General features: G+C 67.4%; 16 protein-coding genes and 1 tRNA gene. 7 read left to right on the plus strand and 10 right to left on the minus strand.

The annotated features are described in order from the left end of the window. Positions 1-69: 69 nt before the first annotated feature. The 8 genes from ACOEQ2_RS07865 to ACOEQ2_RS07900 form a co-directional block, all read right to left on the minus strand. A complete protein-coding gene (locus ACOEQ2_RS07865; protein ID WP_419730820.1) occupies positions 70-753 on the minus strand; it encodes an alpha/beta hydrolase in 684 nt (227 codons plus the stop codon). A gap of 9 nt (positions 754-762) precedes the next feature. Further along, positions 763-1698, minus strand: coding sequence for a ring-cleaving dioxygenase (locus ACOEQ2_RS07870; protein ID WP_419730821.1), 936 nt, complete (start codon positions 1696-1698; stop codon positions 763-765). A 15-nt stretch (positions 1699-1713) separates the two neighbouring features. Next, entirely contained in the window at positions 1714-2091 is a 378-nt protein-coding gene (locus ACOEQ2_RS07875; protein ID WP_419730822.1) for a YybH family protein, read from the minus strand. Between the two features lie 24 nt (positions 2092-2115). Further along, positions 2116-3510 carry a GTPase HflX gene (hflX, locus tag ACOEQ2_RS07880; protein ID WP_419730823.1) on the minus strand — a complete coding sequence of 465 codons (1395 nt, stop codon included), beginning with the start codon at positions 3508-3510 and terminating at the stop codon, positions 2116-2118. Positions 3511-3922: 412 nt separating this feature from the next. Further along, the gene (locus tag ACOEQ2_RS07885; RefSeq protein ID WP_419730824.1) at positions 3923-4438 is read right to left on the minus strand and encodes a cupin domain-containing protein; all 516 of its coding nucleotides are present in this window, start codon (positions 4436-4438) and stop codon (positions 3923-3925) included. Next, a complete protein-coding gene (locus tag ACOEQ2_RS07890) occupies positions 4435-5259 on the minus strand; it encodes a glycosyltransferase family 2 protein (RefSeq protein WP_419730825.1) in 825 nt (274 codons plus the stop codon). The genes ACOEQ2_RS07885 and ACOEQ2_RS07890 overlap by 4 nt, the downstream gene beginning before the upstream one ends. A gap of 24 nt (positions 5260-5283) precedes the next feature. Continuing rightward, a complete protein-coding gene (locus ACOEQ2_RS07895) occupies positions 5284-7776 on the minus strand; it encodes a heavy metal translocating P-type ATPase (protein WP_419730826.1) in 2493 nt (830 codons plus the stop codon). Between the two features lie 138 nt (positions 7777-7914). Further along, positions 7915-7986: transfer RNA gene (locus ACOEQ2_RS07900), tRNA-Thr, on the minus strand. 97 nt (positions 7987-8083) lie between these two features. Between ACOEQ2_RS07900 and ACOEQ2_RS07905 the strand changes: the two genes are divergently transcribed. From ACOEQ2_RS07905 to ACOEQ2_RS07925, 5 genes are all read left to right on the plus strand, one after another. After that, positions 8084-8404, plus strand: a complete 321-nt coding sequence (locus tag ACOEQ2_RS07905; protein WP_419730827.1) for a hypothetical protein — start codon at positions 8084-8086, stop codon at positions 8402-8404. A gap of 114 nt (positions 8405-8518) precedes the next feature. Next, complete coding sequence (locus ACOEQ2_RS07910) at positions 8519-9091, plus strand: hypothetical protein (RefSeq protein WP_419730828.1); 573 nt, start codon at positions 8519-8521, stop codon at positions 9089-9091. A 298-nt stretch (positions 9092-9389) separates the two neighbouring features. After that, entirely contained in the window at positions 9390-11540 is a 2151-nt protein-coding gene (locus tag ACOEQ2_RS07915) for an EAL domain-containing protein (RefSeq protein WP_419730829.1), read from the plus strand. Then, entirely contained in the window at positions 11540-13324 is a 1785-nt protein-coding gene (kaiC, locus tag ACOEQ2_RS07920; RefSeq protein ID WP_419730830.1) for a circadian clock protein KaiC, read from the plus strand. Before ACOEQ2_RS07915 ends, kaiC begins: the two co-directional genes overlap by 1 nt. Positions 13325-13376: 52 nt before the next feature. Next, positions 13377-13658: a circadian clock KaiB family protein gene (locus ACOEQ2_RS07925; protein ID WP_419730831.1), complete on the plus strand. Its 282-nt coding sequence runs from the start codon at positions 13377-13379 to the stop codon at positions 13656-13658. Here the strand turns inward: ACOEQ2_RS07925 and ACOEQ2_RS07930 are convergent. After that, the gene (locus ACOEQ2_RS07930; protein ID WP_419731165.1) at positions 13642-14661 is read right to left on the minus strand and encodes a hydrogen peroxide-inducible genes activator; all 1020 of its coding nucleotides are present in this window, start codon (positions 14659-14661) and stop codon (positions 13642-13644) included. The two genes, ACOEQ2_RS07925 and ACOEQ2_RS07930, sit on opposite strands and share 17 nt — an antisense overlap. A gap of 110 nt (positions 14662-14771) precedes the next feature. Between ACOEQ2_RS07930 and ACOEQ2_RS07935 the strand changes: the two genes are divergently transcribed. Together ACOEQ2_RS07935 and hemH are read left to right on the plus strand one after the other, a co-directional pair. Beyond that, complete coding sequence (locus ACOEQ2_RS07935; protein ID WP_419730832.1) at positions 14772-16283, plus strand: catalase; 1512 nt, start codon at positions 14772-14774, stop codon at positions 16281-16283. A 67-nt stretch (positions 16284-16350) separates the two neighbouring features. Next, positions 16351-17400, plus strand: coding sequence for a ferrochelatase (hemH, locus tag ACOEQ2_RS07940; protein WP_419730833.1), 1050 nt, complete (start codon positions 16351-16353; stop codon positions 17398-17400). A gap of 112 nt (positions 17401-17512) precedes the next feature. On the opposite strand, the gene ACOEQ2_RS07945 is transcribed toward hemH, so the two are convergent. After that, positions 17513-17710, minus strand: coding sequence for a hypothetical protein (locus ACOEQ2_RS07945; RefSeq protein WP_419730834.1), 198 nt, complete (start codon positions 17708-17710; stop codon positions 17513-17515). Between the last annotated feature and the right edge of the window lie 16 nt (positions 17711-17726).

Raw genomic sequence — 17726 nt, forward strand, 5'->3', positions numbered from 1 at the left:
GAACAGGGTGTGCAAATCCCATCGCATCACCGACTACTTGGCAAAAGCTGCCACACGCGTCCGGCCTGTTTACGAAGGTGCCGCCAGGACGCGCATCATGTCGCCGGCGATCGTCACCTCGTCGGCGTTGATGACATGGTCGTTGCCCGGATAGACGCGCGTGGTCACATCCGCACCGAGGCTGCGGAACACCCGTTCGGTGTTACGAACCTTGGCAATCGGACATAACGGGTCCTGGTCGCTGCAACCGAGGAGCAGCCGCATCCCGGCAAAGGCTTGCGGAGCCGGGGCTACGGCGACGTCTCCGATCAGCGCGCCGCTGAAACCGATGATCGCGCCAACCCTCCGGCGTGCGGTCATGGCGTATTGCAAAGCCACGCAGGCGCCTTGCGAAAAGCCGAACAGGGCGATCCGCGCGGGCTCTGTTCCCTCCAGCACCAGCCGGTCGACGAGATCCCCCAGGACCGACACGGCAGGATCCATGTCCGGCTTGCGCCGCCTGCCGGGTTCGCCTGAACGGAACGAATACCAGCTGTTTGCCGCCGCCTCCGGAGCGATGAGGGCGACATCCGGCTCGGCAATCGCGCCTCCGTGCCCGAGCATGTCGGCAGCATTGCCGCCACGGCCATGCAGGACGATCAGCACGGCCCGCGCCTCGCCGAGCGCCGCGCCGGCCTGGGCGATCGGCCGGCCGGAGTGCGGACCGGTCCCGCCGGACATCAATGGCGCCTGCAGCGTGGACGTTTCGGACATAGCCTGGGTTCAGAGCGGCTTCAGGTTGCGCTCGATGGCAGCCCGTCGGGCTTCCAGGAACGGCGGCAGCGCCAGGCTTTCGCCGAGCGTCTCCATCGGCTCGTCGCTGGCGAAGCCGGGCCCGTCGGTGGCGATCTCGTACAGGATGCCGTTCGGCTCGCGCGTGTAGAGGCTGCGGAAATAGAACCGATCGACCGGACCGCTGGACGGGATGCGCAGCTGCTGCAGCCGGTCTGCCCAGTATTCGTATTCGTCGTCGGCCACCCGGAAGGCGACGTGATGCACCCCGCCGGCGCCGGGCCGTGCGGCTGCCAGCCCCGGTTCGATGCGCACGTGCAGCTCGGCTGCCGGACCGCCCTCGCCCATCTCGAACACCTGCACCGGAGTACTACCCGCCATGAAGCGGCGGCCTGCACGCATCGCCATCACGTCGGTGAGGAAGCGGCTGGACGCATCGAGCTCTGGCACGCTGATGGTGATCGGGCCGAGGCCGCGGATCTGGCTCTCCGCCGGCACCGGGCTGCGCTCCCAGGGATGGGCCGGACCGGCACCACCATCATCCACCAGCCTCAGGCGTTGGCCTTCCGGATCCTCGAAATCGAGGTGGAGTCGCCCGTCCTGCTCCGCCACCGGCTGGTGCCGCACACCGGCTTCCTCCAGCCGTGCCGACCAATATGCGAGCGCCGGCGCGCCGGACACGCGGAGCGCGGTGCGGACGATCGAACGGGTGCCGCGCCGCTCCGGTGCCGTCGGGAAGTCGAAGAAGGTGAGGTCGGTGCCGGGACTGGCGACGCCGTCGGCATAGAACAGGTGGTAGGCGCTGACGTCGTCCTGGTTCACCGTCTTCTTCACCAGCCGCATGCCGAGGATGCGGGTGTAGAAGTCGTGGTTGCCACGCGCATCGGCGGACACCGCGGTGAGGTGGTGGATCCCGTGCAACTGCATGGTCGGCGTCCTTCTTCAGTCGGCATCGAGGACGAGCGGTCCCCGTGCGTTGTCGATCAGGGCTTTCCAGCCGCCATCGGGCTGCTGCCGGAACACCGTGGTCGCGATGAATTCCTGCGGTGACTGCCCCTCGACGCTGAGCCTCCAGCTGGACGTGAACAGCGCGATCCCGTCTGCCTCGACCACATGGGTCTTGATCTGGGTGGCCGTCGTGCCCGGCTTCATGAACGATCCATAAAGGATCGCAAGTTCCTCGGTTCCCCGCACCTCGGTCCCCGGTTCGGGGATCACGACGGCATCCGGCTCGTAATAACGGAGCACCGTGTCGAGGTCGCCCGCGTTGAACGCCGCGTCCAGAAGCTCGATCGCATGTTCCGGGCTTTTCGCGATCATCGTCCTACCCCGCCACCAGGCTCACTATGCGACAAGGCTCCGGCGCAGCCGTGTGATGGCGCCGGGCAAGCCGCGGACAGTCAGCACCCTGCCCGTCTCGTCGTACGCCTCGGACAGCACCCGGGCGCTCTCATAGACCTCGCCGATAAGGCCCTGCTTGGCGTAGGGCAGCACCAGCACATCCTCCACCATCGACGCCTCGAAGAACGCGATGATGGTGTCACGCAGCGCGCTCACGTCCTCGGGCGCATGGGCGGAGAGCATGATCGCCTCGGGATGCTTCTCCAGCAGCGCCGCACGCCCCGCTTCATCGACCCGGTCCATCTTGTTCAGCACCAGGCGCGACGGAACCGCATCGGCGCCGATCTCGCGCAGCACGTCGCGGCTGACCTCGAGCTGCGCTTCCCAGGTCGGGTCCGACGCGTCGACCACGAACAGCAGCAGCGACGCCTCCAGCGCTTCCGCCAGGGTGGAGCGGAACGAGGCGACCAGGTCGTGCGGCAGCTGCTTGATGAAGCCGACGGTATCCGACACCAGCACCCGCGGGCGTGTTTCAGGCTGCAGCGTGCGAACGGTGGTGTCGAGGGTCGCGAACAGCTTGTCCTCGACCAGCACCTGGCTGCCGGTCAGCGCCCGCATCAGCGAGGACTTGCCCGCATTGGTGTAGCCGACCAGCGCCACACGCAGCTGGTCCCGCCGGGCCGACCGGCGCTGGTCGCCGTCGCGCTGCACCGCCTCGAGCTGGTCCCTGAGCTCCGACAGCCGGTCACGGACTTTGCGTCGATCCAGTGCGAGCGCGCTCTCGCCGGCACCCGGACCCTGCTGACGGCCTCCCCCGGCCGACGACTCGCGCATCCGCGGGGCGACGTATTTCAGCCGCGCCATCTCCACCTGCAGCTTGGCCTCGCGGGTGTTGGCGTGGCGGTGGAAGATCTCGACGATGACGCCGGTGCGGTCCAGCACCTGGGCACCGGTGGCCCGCTCCAGGTTCCGGATCTGGCTCGGCGAGAGCTCGTGATCGACGATGACGAAGGCGGGCTTGCGAGCGCCATCCGCGTCGGGTTCATCGGGATTGTCGGACAGGGTGTCGGATCCGGTCCCTCCCCCGGTCCCTCCATGGGCCCCTCCATGCGCGCCCTCGAACCGTTCGCGCGCCTTGGACCGGGGCGGTGGCGCCATCGAGCCGACCACGCCGGTGCCGCCGGTGAGGGCTGCCAGTTCCGCCAGCTTGCCGCTGCCCAGCAGCAACGCGCCGCCGGTGCCTTCGCGTTTCTGCGACACGGTGCCGGCCACCTCGTAGCCGAGCGTCTTCACCAGCCGGCCGAGTTCCTCGAGGCTGGCTTCGTGCGCGACGTCATCGATCTCGGGCGTCTGGATGCCGACGAGGACGGCCTGGGGGGTAGGAAGCTTGGTCTCCATCTCAGGATCGTAGCACGGACCGTGCCGGCGGGCGTGGGGGCGCGTCCCGATGCACCGTGATGGGACATGATCATCCTGGCCTGGACGCGGAGCATCCGCGCGCACGCGAGACAGCTCATGCATCGTCGCGGGCGGCCCGGTCGGTGTCGCCGACGCCGCAGGAGTCGCGACGAGGGCGCCCGCATTGGCAGACTGCCCGGTCGTCACCGACCCCCGGGCGCCGTTGTCGCACGCTCTGCCACTCGGTCAGGCGGTCCCGGCGGCCAGGAGCTTCAGGAAGGTGTCACCGCCGAGCCCGGTCGCGATGGACGGTCGACTTGTCTGGATGGCACTGGCCATACCCCGAACCGGCTCGGCCCGGACAAGGAAGCCCGCGTGCCCTCGCTCCCCGGAGTGGCGGCTGAATTGCCAGCTACTCGAAACGGCACGGCCCGGCAGTGGGCGGCATCCCCGCCATCTGCACGATCATCAGCGACACCGGACCCGGGCCCGGGTTGCGCGCCAAATGCCCCTTGTGGCCGGCGGCGTCGGGTTTCGTGCCCTGATCTTCGCCGACAATGACGTCGCCCGGCCCGACGGTCACGTCGCTGCCATCCATCGCCTGCACGAACCAGCTGCCGGCGATCGGCATGATCCACTGCACCTTTGGGTTCTCGTGCCACTGCCCGACCCAGCCGGGCGGCTCGACATTGGTGAGGATGGCGCTGGCCGGCGTGGCCTGGCGATCCTGCCACTCGGGTGCAGCTGGCCTGGCGACGCTGTGCAGCGAAAAGCCGTGCAGCGTGCAGCGCGTCAGGTGACTGACCCCCGCATGGTCGGTCCAGTTGTCCCAGTAGGCAACCTGCGGCATCGGATCGCGCGCGACTGCCGCACCGGACCCGGCAACGCCCGCACCCAGCAGCGCCAGCATCGCCACGAGCCGCTTCACGCCCCGTCCCCATGATCACCGAACAACGCCGCCTGGTCGTATTTCGCCCCGAACAGCGACATCCGCATGGCCTGCAACCCGTCTGTCGGATCCAGCCGGTAGTAGCAGCTCGCCTGGCCGGTGCTGGCGCCGGCATGATGGCGTTGCAGCATGTCGAACACCATCCGGTCCGCCGACATCGCCTTGGTATCGCCGGGCAGCGGCATGGTCCAGGCGGGCAGCGCGTCCGCACACCGGCGCTTGTCGAGCATCAGGCAGTTCGGATCGACGAAGCCGTTCCTGGCCGCCTTGAACACGCCACGGCCGACGCCCACCGACTCCCACTCGTCGATGCAGATCGGCCGCAGCGACCGTGGATGCACGAACATGCGGTAGGAATACGCGTAGTCGTACGCGGCATCGGATGCCTGCAGCACACCGAGCAATTGCGCCAGATGCTCCGGCGCCCACCAGTTGTCGTCGTCGAGGTAGGCCACGTAGGGGCTGTTGGCGAGATAGCTCAGCACGCACCGCAGCACGCCGCCATCGCGCGCCGGATGCAGCCCGCCATGCCGGACCGATGTCGAATATCCGGGATCGAGCACCTGCACCACCACATGCGGCGGCCGACCGCGGCAGGCCTGCTCGATCAGCTCGAGGTCACCGAGCGCCTGGTCGATGCCGATCAGCACATGGATCGGCGCCTGCAGGGTCTGGCGGAAGATCGAGCGCAGCGCCTCGACGATCGAGCTCCGCAGCGTGGTCGGCATGATCACCGCCGCCGCCATCGGCGCCTGCAGATCGAAACCCGCCTCGGCATAGGTGTGCAGGAAACCGCTCATCGTCGTCCCAATCGCGCATGCGCGTCAGGGATGCACCGACGCGCGCCGCAGACGCAACGCGTTGGACAGCACGAAGACGCTCGACAGCGCCATCGCGGCGGCCGCCAGCATCGGCGACAGCGAGATCCCGAGCGCCGGCACCAGCACCCCGGCCGCGACCGGGATCAGCAGCACGTTGTAGCCGAACGCCCAGAACAGGTTCTGGTGGATGTTGCGCATGACCGCGCGCGCCAGTCCGAACGCGGTGACCACGCCCATCGGATCGCCTGACACCAGCACGACGTCCGCGCTCTCGATGGCGATATCGGTGCCGGTGCCCATCGCGATGCCGATATCCGCCTCGGCCAGAGCGGGCGCGTCGTTGATGCCGTCGCCGACGAATACCAGCGTCCGCTTGCCCGCCAGCTCCCGCAGCCGGAGCGCCTTGTCGCCCGGCAGCAGCCCGGCCAGCACGGTGTCGATGCCAAGCTGCTTGCCCACGAAAGCGGCGGTGGCCGGATGATCGCCGGTCAGCATCGCCACCTGCGTCCCGCGCGCCCGCAGCGCCGCCACCGCGGCTGTCGAATGGGCACGCAACGTATCCGAGAGGCCCAGCAGGCCCTCGACGCGACCGTCGATCGCCACCAGCATCGGCGATGCGCCCTGCCCGGCAAGTGCCGTCGCCGGTGCCTCGAGACCCGACGCGTCGAGGCCAAGCCTGGTCATCAGCCGGGCCGAGCCGATCGCCACGGTGCGGCCCTGCACGCGGCCGGTGACGCCGAACCCCGGGAGTGCCGCGAATTCCTCGACCGGAGCCGTCACCGCGCCACGCTCCCGGGCGGCCGCGACCACCGCGGCGGCCAGCGGGTGCTCGGAACGGGCTTCGACCGACGCGGCCAAACCGAGCAGGTCCGGCTGGCTCAACGCGGTGCCCGGGGCTTGCAGGATCGTGGTGACCGTCGGACGTCCCGTGGTCAGCGTCCCGGTCTTGTCGAATGCCACGAAATCGGCCGCGGCCAGGCGCTGCAGCACCATCGGCCTGGCGAACAGCACGCCGAGCTCGGCTGCGCGTCCGGTGCCGACCATGATCGAGACCGGCGTCGCCAGGCCCATGGCGCAAGGGCAGGCGACGATCAGCACCGACATTGCGAAACCGAGCGCCACGGCGATGCCGGCACCTGCCAGCATCCAGCCGGTGAAGGTCACCAGCGCCGCCAGGATGATCGCCGGCACGAACCACTGCGTCACCCGGTCCAGCACGGCCTGGATCGGCAGCTTGCCAGCCTGCGCCGCCTCGACCATGCGGACGATGCCCGCCAGCACCGTGGCCTCGCCGACCTGGCTCGCGCGGATCGTGAGCGACCCGTTCCCGTTCAACGTGCCGCCGACCACCGCGTCGCCGACCGTGCGTCCGACAGGCAGCGGCTCGCCGGTCAGCATCGACTGGTCGACCAGCGACTGCCCCTCGGTGACCACGCCATCGACCGGCAACCGCTCGCCCGGCTGCACCTGCAGCAGGTCGCCCACACGCAGCGTACCCACCGGGACCTCGACCAGTTCCGTACCGCGACGCAGCCGGGCAGTGCGTGGCTGCAGCTGCACCAACCCGCGCACCGCCTCGCCGGTGCGATGACGCGCCCGCGACTCGAGCAGCCGGCCCAGCAGGATCAGCGTCACGATCACCGACCCGGTGTCGAAGTAGGCGTGGCCGGCCTGCCCAGGCAGCAGGCCCGGCAGCAACGTCACGATGGCCGAGAACAGCCAGGCCGCGCCGGCGCCGAGCAGTACCAGCGCGTTCATGTCGGGTGCGCGATGCCAGATCGTGCGCGCGCCCGTCCGCACGATGTGCCGACCCGGGCCGAACAGCACCGCAGTCGCCAGCAGCAGCGACAGCAGCGCCATCGGTTCGCCGGAGCGGAGACCGATGGCAGGGCCACCCATCGTGATCAGCAGGAGCGGGACCGTGAGCGCCGCCGCGATCAGGACATCGCGCCGGGACCGGGCATCGTCTGCCTCCCGCGCGGCGTGGCGATCGTCGGACGATCGATCGGCATGGTCCTCGCGATGTGCCGTATAGCCGAGGCCGGCGATGGCAGCCTCGATGGCGGCTTCACTGCCATCCGGCGTCCGAGTGGACGGCGGCGCACCGAGCCTGGCATCCAGCGTCACCGTCAGGCGGCTCGTCGCAAGGGTGGCGGCGGCTGCCGCGACCCCGGGCACGCCGAGTGCTGCCTGCTCGACCCGCCGCACGCACGACCCGCAATGCATGCCGTCGACGTCGAATCCCAGGATTTCCGGCCGGATGGTGAAGCCGATCACCCGCACCGCAGCGACGACAGCGCCGGCAGCACCCTCCGGGATCGGGCCCTGGAAGTGGGCCTCCGCCAGACCGCCGATGACATTCGCCGTAGCGCCGATGACGCCTGGCACACTGGAGATGGCCCGCTCGACGCGACCGACACACGAGGCGCAACTCATGCCGTCGACCTGGAAGCGCAGGCTGTATTGCGGCAGCGTCAACGGGCTCAACTGATCCAACGACGCCTCCAGCGTGCCATCCACATCAGATGGGACGTGGCCGCCGCGCGATCCAGTGCGCCCCAGGCTCTGAGTCGGAGCTGTCGGCGGAGGCGTCGGGTCCCGGTGCGACGTTGGCAGGAGGCCCTGCTCGAACGGTGCCGGGTGAGGGATTTGAACCCCCGGCCTTCGGTTTACAAAACCGCTGCACTACCACTGTGCTAACCCGGCATACGTCAGGATCGGGTTTTTAGACCGTTCGGCGATACTTGCAACGGGTGGCTTCAGCCGGGCGGGCGTTGCGCTAATCGGCCGCCCACAACTCGCGATGCTCGCGAAAGCCCATGGGCTCGGCTTCGCCCCTCAGAATTGCCTCACCCGTCTGTATGTTGAGCTGACGGAGTATCGCAACACGCTGGTCGATCGCACGCGCATGGTCGCGCGTCCGCTTCACCAGAACGTCCTCCTGCACATCGCCGCGGTGGTGCAACGCCAAGCCAGTCGTCCGATGAACCTCGGCGTCGGCCTTTCGCCACAGTTTCCAAATCTCAGCAGTCCTGTTTGTCAGATGGCTCACGGCAAGTCCTCCCATACAACGAACGTCGCGCTTCTACGGGCGATCCGTTACAACAACGTTAACGTGCGGTGATCACGCAGAGGAACACCAAAAGTGCCGCTAAAATGTGCTACCAATGGTCACAATCCCGGCACTCTACAAACGTCTCATGCGCTGGGGCAAGTTCAACTAATAGGCATCATCGTCATGTCTGTGCTGCTGGCGGGGTGTGCGCAGCAGAGCGACCCGGTCACCGTTGCCCAGGCGCTGCAGTCGCTGCAGCGGGAACTGGCCGATGCAGGCGCGGTCAGTGCCGTCGGCAGCGCTCCCGTGCAGTTCGCCGCCGCCGCCCGGTCGGCCCAGTGCGCCGCGGGCCGGGCCGATCCGGAGATCCCGCTGCTGGCGCATGACCTCACGCTCGACCTCTCCGGCAGCTTCTCGGCGACCGGCGGCTTCACCATCGGCACGGCCGTGGTCGGCACGTCGCTCATCGGCAACGCGACGCGCGGACAGACCCAGGAACTCGTTCTGCCGATCAGCTTCGTCGCTCTGTCGGAACTGCCGGCGTTCGTTGCGGAACAGCGACTGGCACCGCTGGCGGCACTCCCAGACGCCGATCGCCGGATGGAGACCGCTCGCGTTCTCCTGGATCGGGATGGCTTGCGCGCACGCGTGGCTGCCCTGATCGCCAGTTGGAGCCCGCGACTCTGCCCAGCGACGAGGACGGAGCGGCAGCCATCGCCGGGTCTGTTCCAACCGAACGCCCGGCCTGCGCTTTGAGCGCGGCGCACGCGTTCAACCAGTGTCATAAAGAACCAGTTACAAACCTGGGTTGCCGCTTACCGGAGGTAACAATCAAGATCGTGACCCGGTCGGACGCTAGCGCCGCAACCTGATCCAGTTTATTCAGGGCTAGCGTCAAAAAGATGCTAAAACCCGTCGGGGGGGAGCGCGCCAGATGGCCCCACTCCCGGGGGAACGACCCGCCGGAGGCTTGAAAGTCAGCGTGGATCATTACCTGTCCAGGATCCTTCTACTCGGCCGTCGTTCCCGTTACGGTCCGGTCGTTCGGTCCCGGATGAAATCCATCGCGTCCGCTCCGGCAATCGGACCGGCCGATGCGCTCGTCGCGATGGCCGCAACGTCATGGCCGATCGTCGTTACCGATCCGACACGGCCCGACAATCCGATCACCTACATGAACGCCGCGTTCGGCACTCTTTATGGCTATTCGGAGGCGGAGATCGTAGGCCGCAACTGCGACCTGCTGCATGGTGTCGATACCGATCCTGTAGTTCTCGCCGAGATCGCCGCCGCCGTCGGCTCCGGCGTCGGCATTCGTCGGGAGATCCTGAACTACCGCAGGAATGGCGAGCCGTTCTGGATCGACCTGACGATGGACCCGATCCACGACGCCTACGGCCGGCTGACCGGCTACGTCGCCATCTGCGCCGACCTGGCCGGGATCCACCGCGCGGACGATGCGCGGACGCAACTCGATTCCAAACTGCAGAGCGTTGCGAGCGACATCCCAGGCTACATCTTCAGGCGCGTCATGCGCACCGACGGCACCATCGATCTGGTGTATTGCAGTCCGTCGCTGGGCAAGCTGCTCGGGCTCGACGACGCGAGCCCGCTGCGTTCGCTCTACGACCACATCCATCCGGCCGATCGTGACCGCATGCACGCGGCCATTCTTTCCTCCGCCGACAGCATGTCGATTTTCCGCGAGGAAATCCGCATGGTCTCAACCAGCGGCGACGTGCGCTGGTTTCGCAGCGAGGCCCAGCCTCGGCAGATGCCGAACGGCGAGATCATATGGGACGGCCTGGCGCTCGAGATCAGCGCCGAGAAACGCTGGCAGACCGAGATCGCGCAGCTCGCCCGGCACGATCCGCTGACCGGCCTGCTGACCCGTGAGGCGTGGCGCCAGGCCGTGACCGGACGCATCGCATCCGTCGAGAACGATGCGTCCTGCTACGGACTTGTCCACATCGACATCCAGGCGTTCAGTTCCCTCAACCACAGATTCGGCCATGACCGGTGCGACAACGTCCTGCGTGAGCTGGCGCGACGGATCGCCAGCATCACCGCATCGCTCGACGGTGTGTGCGGTCGTGTCGGTGGCGACGAGTTCGCCATGCTGGCGCCGATCTCGGCGCATGACGATGCACTGCCGAGACTCGCAGCCGACCTGGAGGAGGCTCTCGGACGTCCGATCATCGCCGGCGGACAGTCGGTGACGATCCGCCTCTGCATCGGTGCGGCATTGCTCGCGAGCCAGGACCGGCCCGACACACCGGACCCGGACGTCGCCAGCGAATTGATGACCCAGGCCGAACTCGCGCTGCACTGGTCGAAACGGAGCTCCTGCCGGACCCAGGTGATTTATTCCGCAGCACAGGACGATCGTGTCCGCAACCGGGGTATTCTGGCGCAGACGCTGGAACGGGCGATCCAGGACGGCGAGATGGAGCTGCATTACCAGCCGCTGGTCGACCTCGCATCGGGCCGCGTCGTATCGGCCGAGGCGCTGGTGCGCTGGAACCATCCGACGCTCGGCCTGCTGCGACCCGATCTCTTCATTCCGCTCGCCGAGACATCCGGCCTGATCGTGGAGCTGGGGCGCTGGGTGCTCGAGGAGGCCATACGACAGCGCAAGCTTTGGGCCGACGCCGGCCTGGCAACGCCGTCGATTTCCGTCAACGTGTCGGGCAACCAGCTCCGCGAGCCCGGTTTCGTGGAATTCGCCGCGGCAGCTCTGGAGCGGCTCGGCGGCCATGCGCGCGACTTCGAACTCGAGCTGACCGAGAGCCAGATCATCGAGGCGACACAGCAGACCCTGTCGTCGCTGCACATGCTTCGGAACATGGGCTTCACGATTGTCATCGATGACTTCGGCACCGGCAACGCGACATTCCGCTATCTCCGGGAATTCCCCGTCGACAAGGTCAAGATCGACCAGTTGTTCGTGCGCAAGCTCGTCGTCGAGTCGAATGACGCGCTGATCATCCGCGCGGTCATCTCGCTGAGCCGGAGCATGGGGATCGGCTTCGTGGCAGAAGGCATCGAGACCGAGATGCAGCGGCAGTTTCTTCAGCGCGAAGGGTGCATGATCGGCCAGGGCTACCTGTTCAGCATACCGCTCGTCGCCGAGGATTTCGCCTGGATGCTCGCCAACAACGTGACGCTGCCGTTGCTCGACCCGGCTCCGGAAGTGCCATCCTGATGACCGACAAGCGCCCCGCGGATCGTGCTGCACACGCGCCCGGCCGGACGATCCCCAAGGTCGTGACCGGCATTGCCGGCTTCGACGAAATCAGCGGCGGCGGATTGCCGCGGGGCCGGTTGACCGCGATCGTGGGTGCGGCCGGCGCCGGCAAGACCGTGTTCGCGCTGCAGACCATCATCAACCGCCTGACCTTGCTGGGTGAGCCCTGCATCTTTGTAACCTTCGAGGAGCCGGTTTCGCGGATCCGCGACAATGCCGCCTCGTTCGACTGGCCGGCGGATGCGCTCGAGAGCCGGCTGTTCCGTTTCGTCGATGCCCGGATGCCGGCGGAAGCCGTGGTGACAGGCGCGTTCGACCTCGAGGGACTGCTCGCCGGACTGACGGCGCTGGCCGGCGAGATCGGTGCACGCAACATCGTCTTCGACGGCATCGACATGCTTCTGAGCGGCCTGCAGAACGAGCGCCTGGAACGCCATGAGTTGTTGCGTCTCGATAGCTGGATCCGCGAGGCAGCGCTGTCGGCGATCGTGACCGTCAAGACCTTTGGCGCCGGCGACCGTGACCAGGTCCGCGCCGATTTCCTGCTCTACATGACGGACTGCCTGGTCGTCCTGGTCGATACCGTCACCGCCACCGGCGCATCCCGCACCATCCGCATCGGCAAGTATCGCGGCTCCGGATTCTCGGCCAGCCCGACGCCCTTCGTCATCGGCAGATCTGGGATCGATGTCGTCGCCTTCAAGGTTGCCCGGATCGGCTACCCGATCTTCACCGACCGGATCTCGTCGGGCGTGATGCGGCTCGATGCGCTGCTGAACGGTGGCTACCTGCGTGGCAGCAGCACCCTGATTTCGGGCTCGCCGGGCACCTCCAAGACCAGCCTGGCGGTGAGCTTCATCGCCGCCGCCTGCGCACGCGGGGAACGCGCGCTGCTGGTGAGTTTCGATGAAAGCGCGTCCCAGATCATCGCGAACATGAGATCGATCGGGATCGACCTGGCACCCTTCGTCGAAGCCGGCCGGCTCTCGATCTCCTCGTTTCTCTCGAGCGGCCGCAGCCCGGAGGAGCATTTCGTCGAGATCCGCAACCTGCTGCGATCCGCACAGCCGGATTGCCTGGTCATCGACCCGATCTCGGCATTCCTGAAGGCGGACTACCCGTTCTCGTCACTGATCTGCGAGAACCTGCTCGATACGGCCAAGGCCGTCGGAATTACCGTGTTGTGCACGTCGCTGCTGGACCAGGCGACGGGCGCCACCGAGCTGTCCTCGAGCCAGGTGTCGACGATTGCCGATACGTGGCTGCACGTCTCGTATGTTGCGCGTGACGGCGAGCGCAACCGGGCCATCACCATCATCAAGTCGCGCGGCATCGGACACTCCAACCAGGTGCGCGAGCTGGTTCTCGATGCAGCCGGAATCGACCTGGTGGACGTCTATGTGGCGGAGGGCGAGGTCCTCATGGGCAGTGCCCGGGCGCAGAAGGAGGCGGAGGTCGAGCGCCTGGAGGTCCTCGACCAGATCGCCACCGAGCGCCAAAGGCTCAACCTCGAACGGCAACTGGCGGAAGCGCGCTCCGAAATGGAACTGGCGGTTCTGGAGCTCGGCTGGAAGCAGCGGGAGGCGGACCTGCTCGCCCTGGCGGAACGGAGCCGGCGTGAGGCCCATCGAGTGGTGGCGATCGAACGGCTGGATCTGAGGCGGGCGCGCGATGACGGGCCGGCTGCCGATCCGGCCCTGCCGCAAGCGGTTGCGAAGGGTCAAGACGATGCAGCCGGCTGACCCGTTCGCAAACCAGGCGCTGCCAGTCCAGGACCGGGATGACGACGACACGATGGTGCGGCTGCGGCTCTATGTCGCGAAGTCGACGCCGAATTCGGTTCGTGCACAGGCCAATCTGATGGCTGCGCTGGCCTCGATCGACACCGAGACCGCCCACCTCGCGCTGGAGGTCGTCGACGTCTTCACGCAGCCGGGGCGCGCCATCACCGACGGCGTGATCGTGACGCCGACCCTGATCGCGTCGGGCCGCGGCAGACGTGTCGTCCTGATCGGCGACCTGGCCAGCCGGGATCGTCTCGACGGCACCCTCCGCAGCCTCATCCAGCCGGACTGACGGCGCCAGCGACCATCGGTCTGCCGTCGGCATCGACCGGCAGGGTGACATCCGGAGCACTCTGCCGCAGCACCGCGGCAAGACGCTCGAAATCCGGTCCGCGCGGGTCGCTCGCCCGCCAGACCAGCCCGATGGTCCGGCCGGCGTGGCCTTGCGAGAGCGGGCGCAGCCGGACCAGCCCGTTCAGGTCCGAAACCTCGCGCGTCGCCAGGGCCGGCATCAGCGAGAACCCCTCGCCCGCCGCCACCATGTGACGGAGCATCTCCAGGCTGCTGGCCGAACGCGACGCACGGCGGCCGGGCGACGGGCCGACCGGGCGCCTGCAGAGCGAGACCGCTTGGTCGCGCAGGCAATGCCCCTCCTCCAGCAGCAGCAGCTCGGCGGTATCGAGCGTCGACAGCTCGAGCGTCGGCGAGTTCGCGAGCCGGTGACCGGATGGCAGCAGCACCTGGAACGGTTCGAAGAACAGCGGACTGGTGGTCAGGCCATCCTGCTCGGCCGGGAGTGCCACCATCGCCACATCGAGATTGAACCGGGCCAGCGCATCGAGCAGCACCGTCGTCTGGTTCTCCTGCAGCCGGAGTTCCAGCTCGGGAAATTCCCGCCGCAGGTCGCGCAGCACCAGCGGCACGTAATACGGACCGAGCGTCGGAATCACCCCGAGCACCACCTGCCCGTTGAGTGCGCCGACCTGGGTGCGTGCCATCTCCAGCAGCCGGCGTGCCTGGCCGACCACGATCTCGATCTGGCGCAGCAGCTGCCGGCCACGCGGGGTCGGACTGACGCCGCCGCGGGCACGCTCGAACAGCGGCGTGCCGAGCACGGCCTCGAGCTTGCGGATCTGCTCGCTCAGTCCCGGCTGGCTGACCCCGCACCGCTCTGCAGCGCGACCGAAATGGCGCAGCTCCGAGAGTGCGAGGGCGTAGTCGAGGTCGCGCAGGGACAGGCCGCCGAGATGAGGCTGTGACAGGTCGAGATCCTCCGGATGACAGAGGGCTCGTATAGCATATGCCTATCGGTTCGCGAGGAACGATCGATTTCACCTATCGCCCTGGCGGCAGTATCAACCGCCGTGATAGCGCGCCCCGAATGCGCGAAGGCAGGAGCCTCCGAATGAGCGACCAGACGACGCGACCCATTCTCACGACAACGGCCGGTGCGCCGCTGCCGGACAACCAGAACAGCCAGTCCGCCGGCCCGCGTGGCCCGCTGCTGCTGCAGAACTACCAGCTGCTCGAGAAGCTCGCGCACCAGAACCGCGAGCGCATCCCCGAACGCGTGGTGCATGCCAAGGGCTCCGGCGCCTACGGCACGCTGACCGTCACCCACGACCTCAGCGCGTTCACCAAGGCGAAGCTGTTTTCCGAGATCGGCAAGACGACCGAACTGCTGATGCGGTTCTCGACCGTCGCCGGCGAGCGCGGAGCCGCCGATGCCGAACGCGACGTGCGTGGTTTCTCGGTGAAGTTCTACACCGAGGAAGGCAATTGGGACCTGGTCGGCAACAACACGCCGGTGTTCTTCATTCGCGACCCGATGAAGTTCCCGGATTTCATCCGCACCCAGAAGCGCCATCCGCGCACCAACATGCGCTCGCCGACGGCGATGTGGGATTTCTGGTCGCTGAGCCCGGAGAGCCTGCACCAGGTTGCGATCCTGTTCTCCGACCGTGGCCTGCCGCAGGGCTATCGTCACATGAACGGCTATGGCAGCCACACCTTCTCGTTCTGGAACGACGAAGGCCAGCGCACCTGGGTGAAGTTCCACTTCAAGACGATCGACGGCCACAAGCACTGGACCAACGAGGAAGCCAACGTCGTCATCGCCAACGATCGTGAGAGCGCCCAGCGCGATCTTTACGAATCGATCGAAGCGGGCCGTGGTCCGAAGTGGCGGCTGTGCGTGCAGCTGATGCCGGAGCTGGATGCGGAAACGACCTCGTACAACCCGTTCGACGTGACCAAGGTGTGGCCGCACGCCGAGTATCCGCTGATCGAGGTCGGTATCGTCGCGCTGAACCGCAATCCGGAGCATTATTTCGCCGAGATCGAGCAGTCCTCGTTCTCGCCGTCCAACATCGTTCCCGGCATCGGCTTCTCGCCGGACAAGATGCTGCAGGGACGCATCTTCGCCTACGCGGACGCGCATCGCTATCGCGTCGGGACCAATTACGAATCACTGCCGGTCAACCGTCCCCGGTCGGTGGTGAACACCTACCATGCCGACGGCCCGATGCGCTTCGATGCACCGAAGGGCACCGACGCCTATTACGAGCCGAACTCGTTCAACGGCCCGGTCGAGCAGCACTCCGCGCAGGAGCCGCCGCTGCACATCAACGGTGACGCCGATTATTACAATCATCGTGACGGCAACGACGACTACACCCAGCCGGGCGACCTGTTCCGGATGTTCGACGACGGTCAGCGCCAGCGCTTCTTCGCCAACATCGCCGGCGCCATGCAGGGTGTTCCGCAGGACATCGTCGAACGCCAGATGGTGCATTTCGGCAAGGCCGATCCGGCCTGGGAAGCCGGCGTGCGTGCGGCATTGCTGCGTGCAACTCACGCCGATGACGACGCCTCCGCGCCAACCACGAACGCCGAGGTCGCCGAAGCCGCGGAATAACGCTCCGGATCCTCGAAGCGCACCAACCCGCCTTGGGGATCCGGTCCCGACGCGCTAGATAGTGGCCATGGGTTTCATCGATGCCAGAAACCGCAGGACCGGCAATCCCGGAACCGCGGCCGCTTTCGTTCGTCCGGGCACGGCAGGCGTGCTGCTGGTCAATCTCGGCACGCCGGACGGCACCGATATCCGGTCCGTGCGCCGTTATCTCGGCGAGTTCCTGTCGGACCGGCGGGTCATCGAGGCCAGCCCGGCGATCTGGCAGCCGATCCTGCGCACCGTCGTACTGAACACGCGGCCGCGCAAGAGTGCCGCGAACTACAAGCGAATCTGGAATGCCACCGGCGACGAGAGCCCGCTGCGCACCTACACCCGCGGCCAGGCGGAGGGACTGCAGACACGCCTGCAGGCGGACGGCATCCCGGTCGAGTGGGCGATGCGTTATGGCAGCCCGACGACGGCCCGCGGGATCGAGCGCCTGATCGAGCGTGGCTGCGACCGCATCCTGCTGCTGCCGCTGTATCCGCAATATTCCGCGACCACCACCGCAACCGCCAATGACCAAGCCTTTCGCGCGCTGATGCGCCTGCGTCGGCAGCCGGCGCTGCGCACGGTGCCATCCTTCCCGGACGATCCGGCCTACATCGAGGCTCTCGCCACGAGCATCCGCGACGGACTGGCCGGCCTCGACTGGAAGCCGGAGGTGCTGATCGCCTCGTTCCACGGGCTGCCGGTCGAGTACGTGCAGCGCGGCGACCCCTACATGACGGAGTGCGCGCAGACGATGCGGGCGTTGCGCGCGACACTCGGCATGACGTCACGGGAATTGCCGATGACGTTCCAGTCCCGCTTCGGGCCGACCCGCTGGCTGGCACCCTATACCGAGCCCCGGGTCAAGCGCATGGCGGCACGCGGCGTCCGTCGCATCGCCATCTTCACCCCGGGGTTCCTCGCCGACTGCATCGAGACGCTCGACGAGATCGGCAACGAGGTCCGCGAGGCTTTCATCCATGCCGGCGGCGAGAAGTTCGCCACCATCCCGTGCCTCAACGACTCGCCTGCAGCCATCACGCTGCTCGAACGACTGGTGCGGCGGGAGCTCGAAGGCTGGCGGTGAGCAGGCGGTCGCAGGCACGGGCGTCTTAGGACCCCGTTAACCTTTCCGGCGGATGATCCGGATCGACGCTTCACACTTCTTCAGGACACCAGGCCATGAGCGGCAGTATCGGTCAGATCTCTTCCGCCTTGGCTGCCCGTCCACAGACGGCGTCCTCGAGCTCTGCGGCGCCCGTCGCCGCCAAGTCCAGTTCCGGGACGGGTTCGTCCTCCGGCAGCGGCAGCAGTTCGAGTTCCGCCAGCAGCACCAGCGTCGCGACCAACGCCGACGGCTCGGTGACGACCACCGTCACCAGCGCTGCGGGGGCCATCCTCTCGGTCTCCACC

Origin of the sequence: Lichenicola sp. (assembly GCF_965198575.1) — a bacterium.
Taxonomy (GTDB): domain Bacteria; phylum Pseudomonadota; class Alphaproteobacteria; order Acetobacterales; family Acetobacteraceae; genus Lichenicola.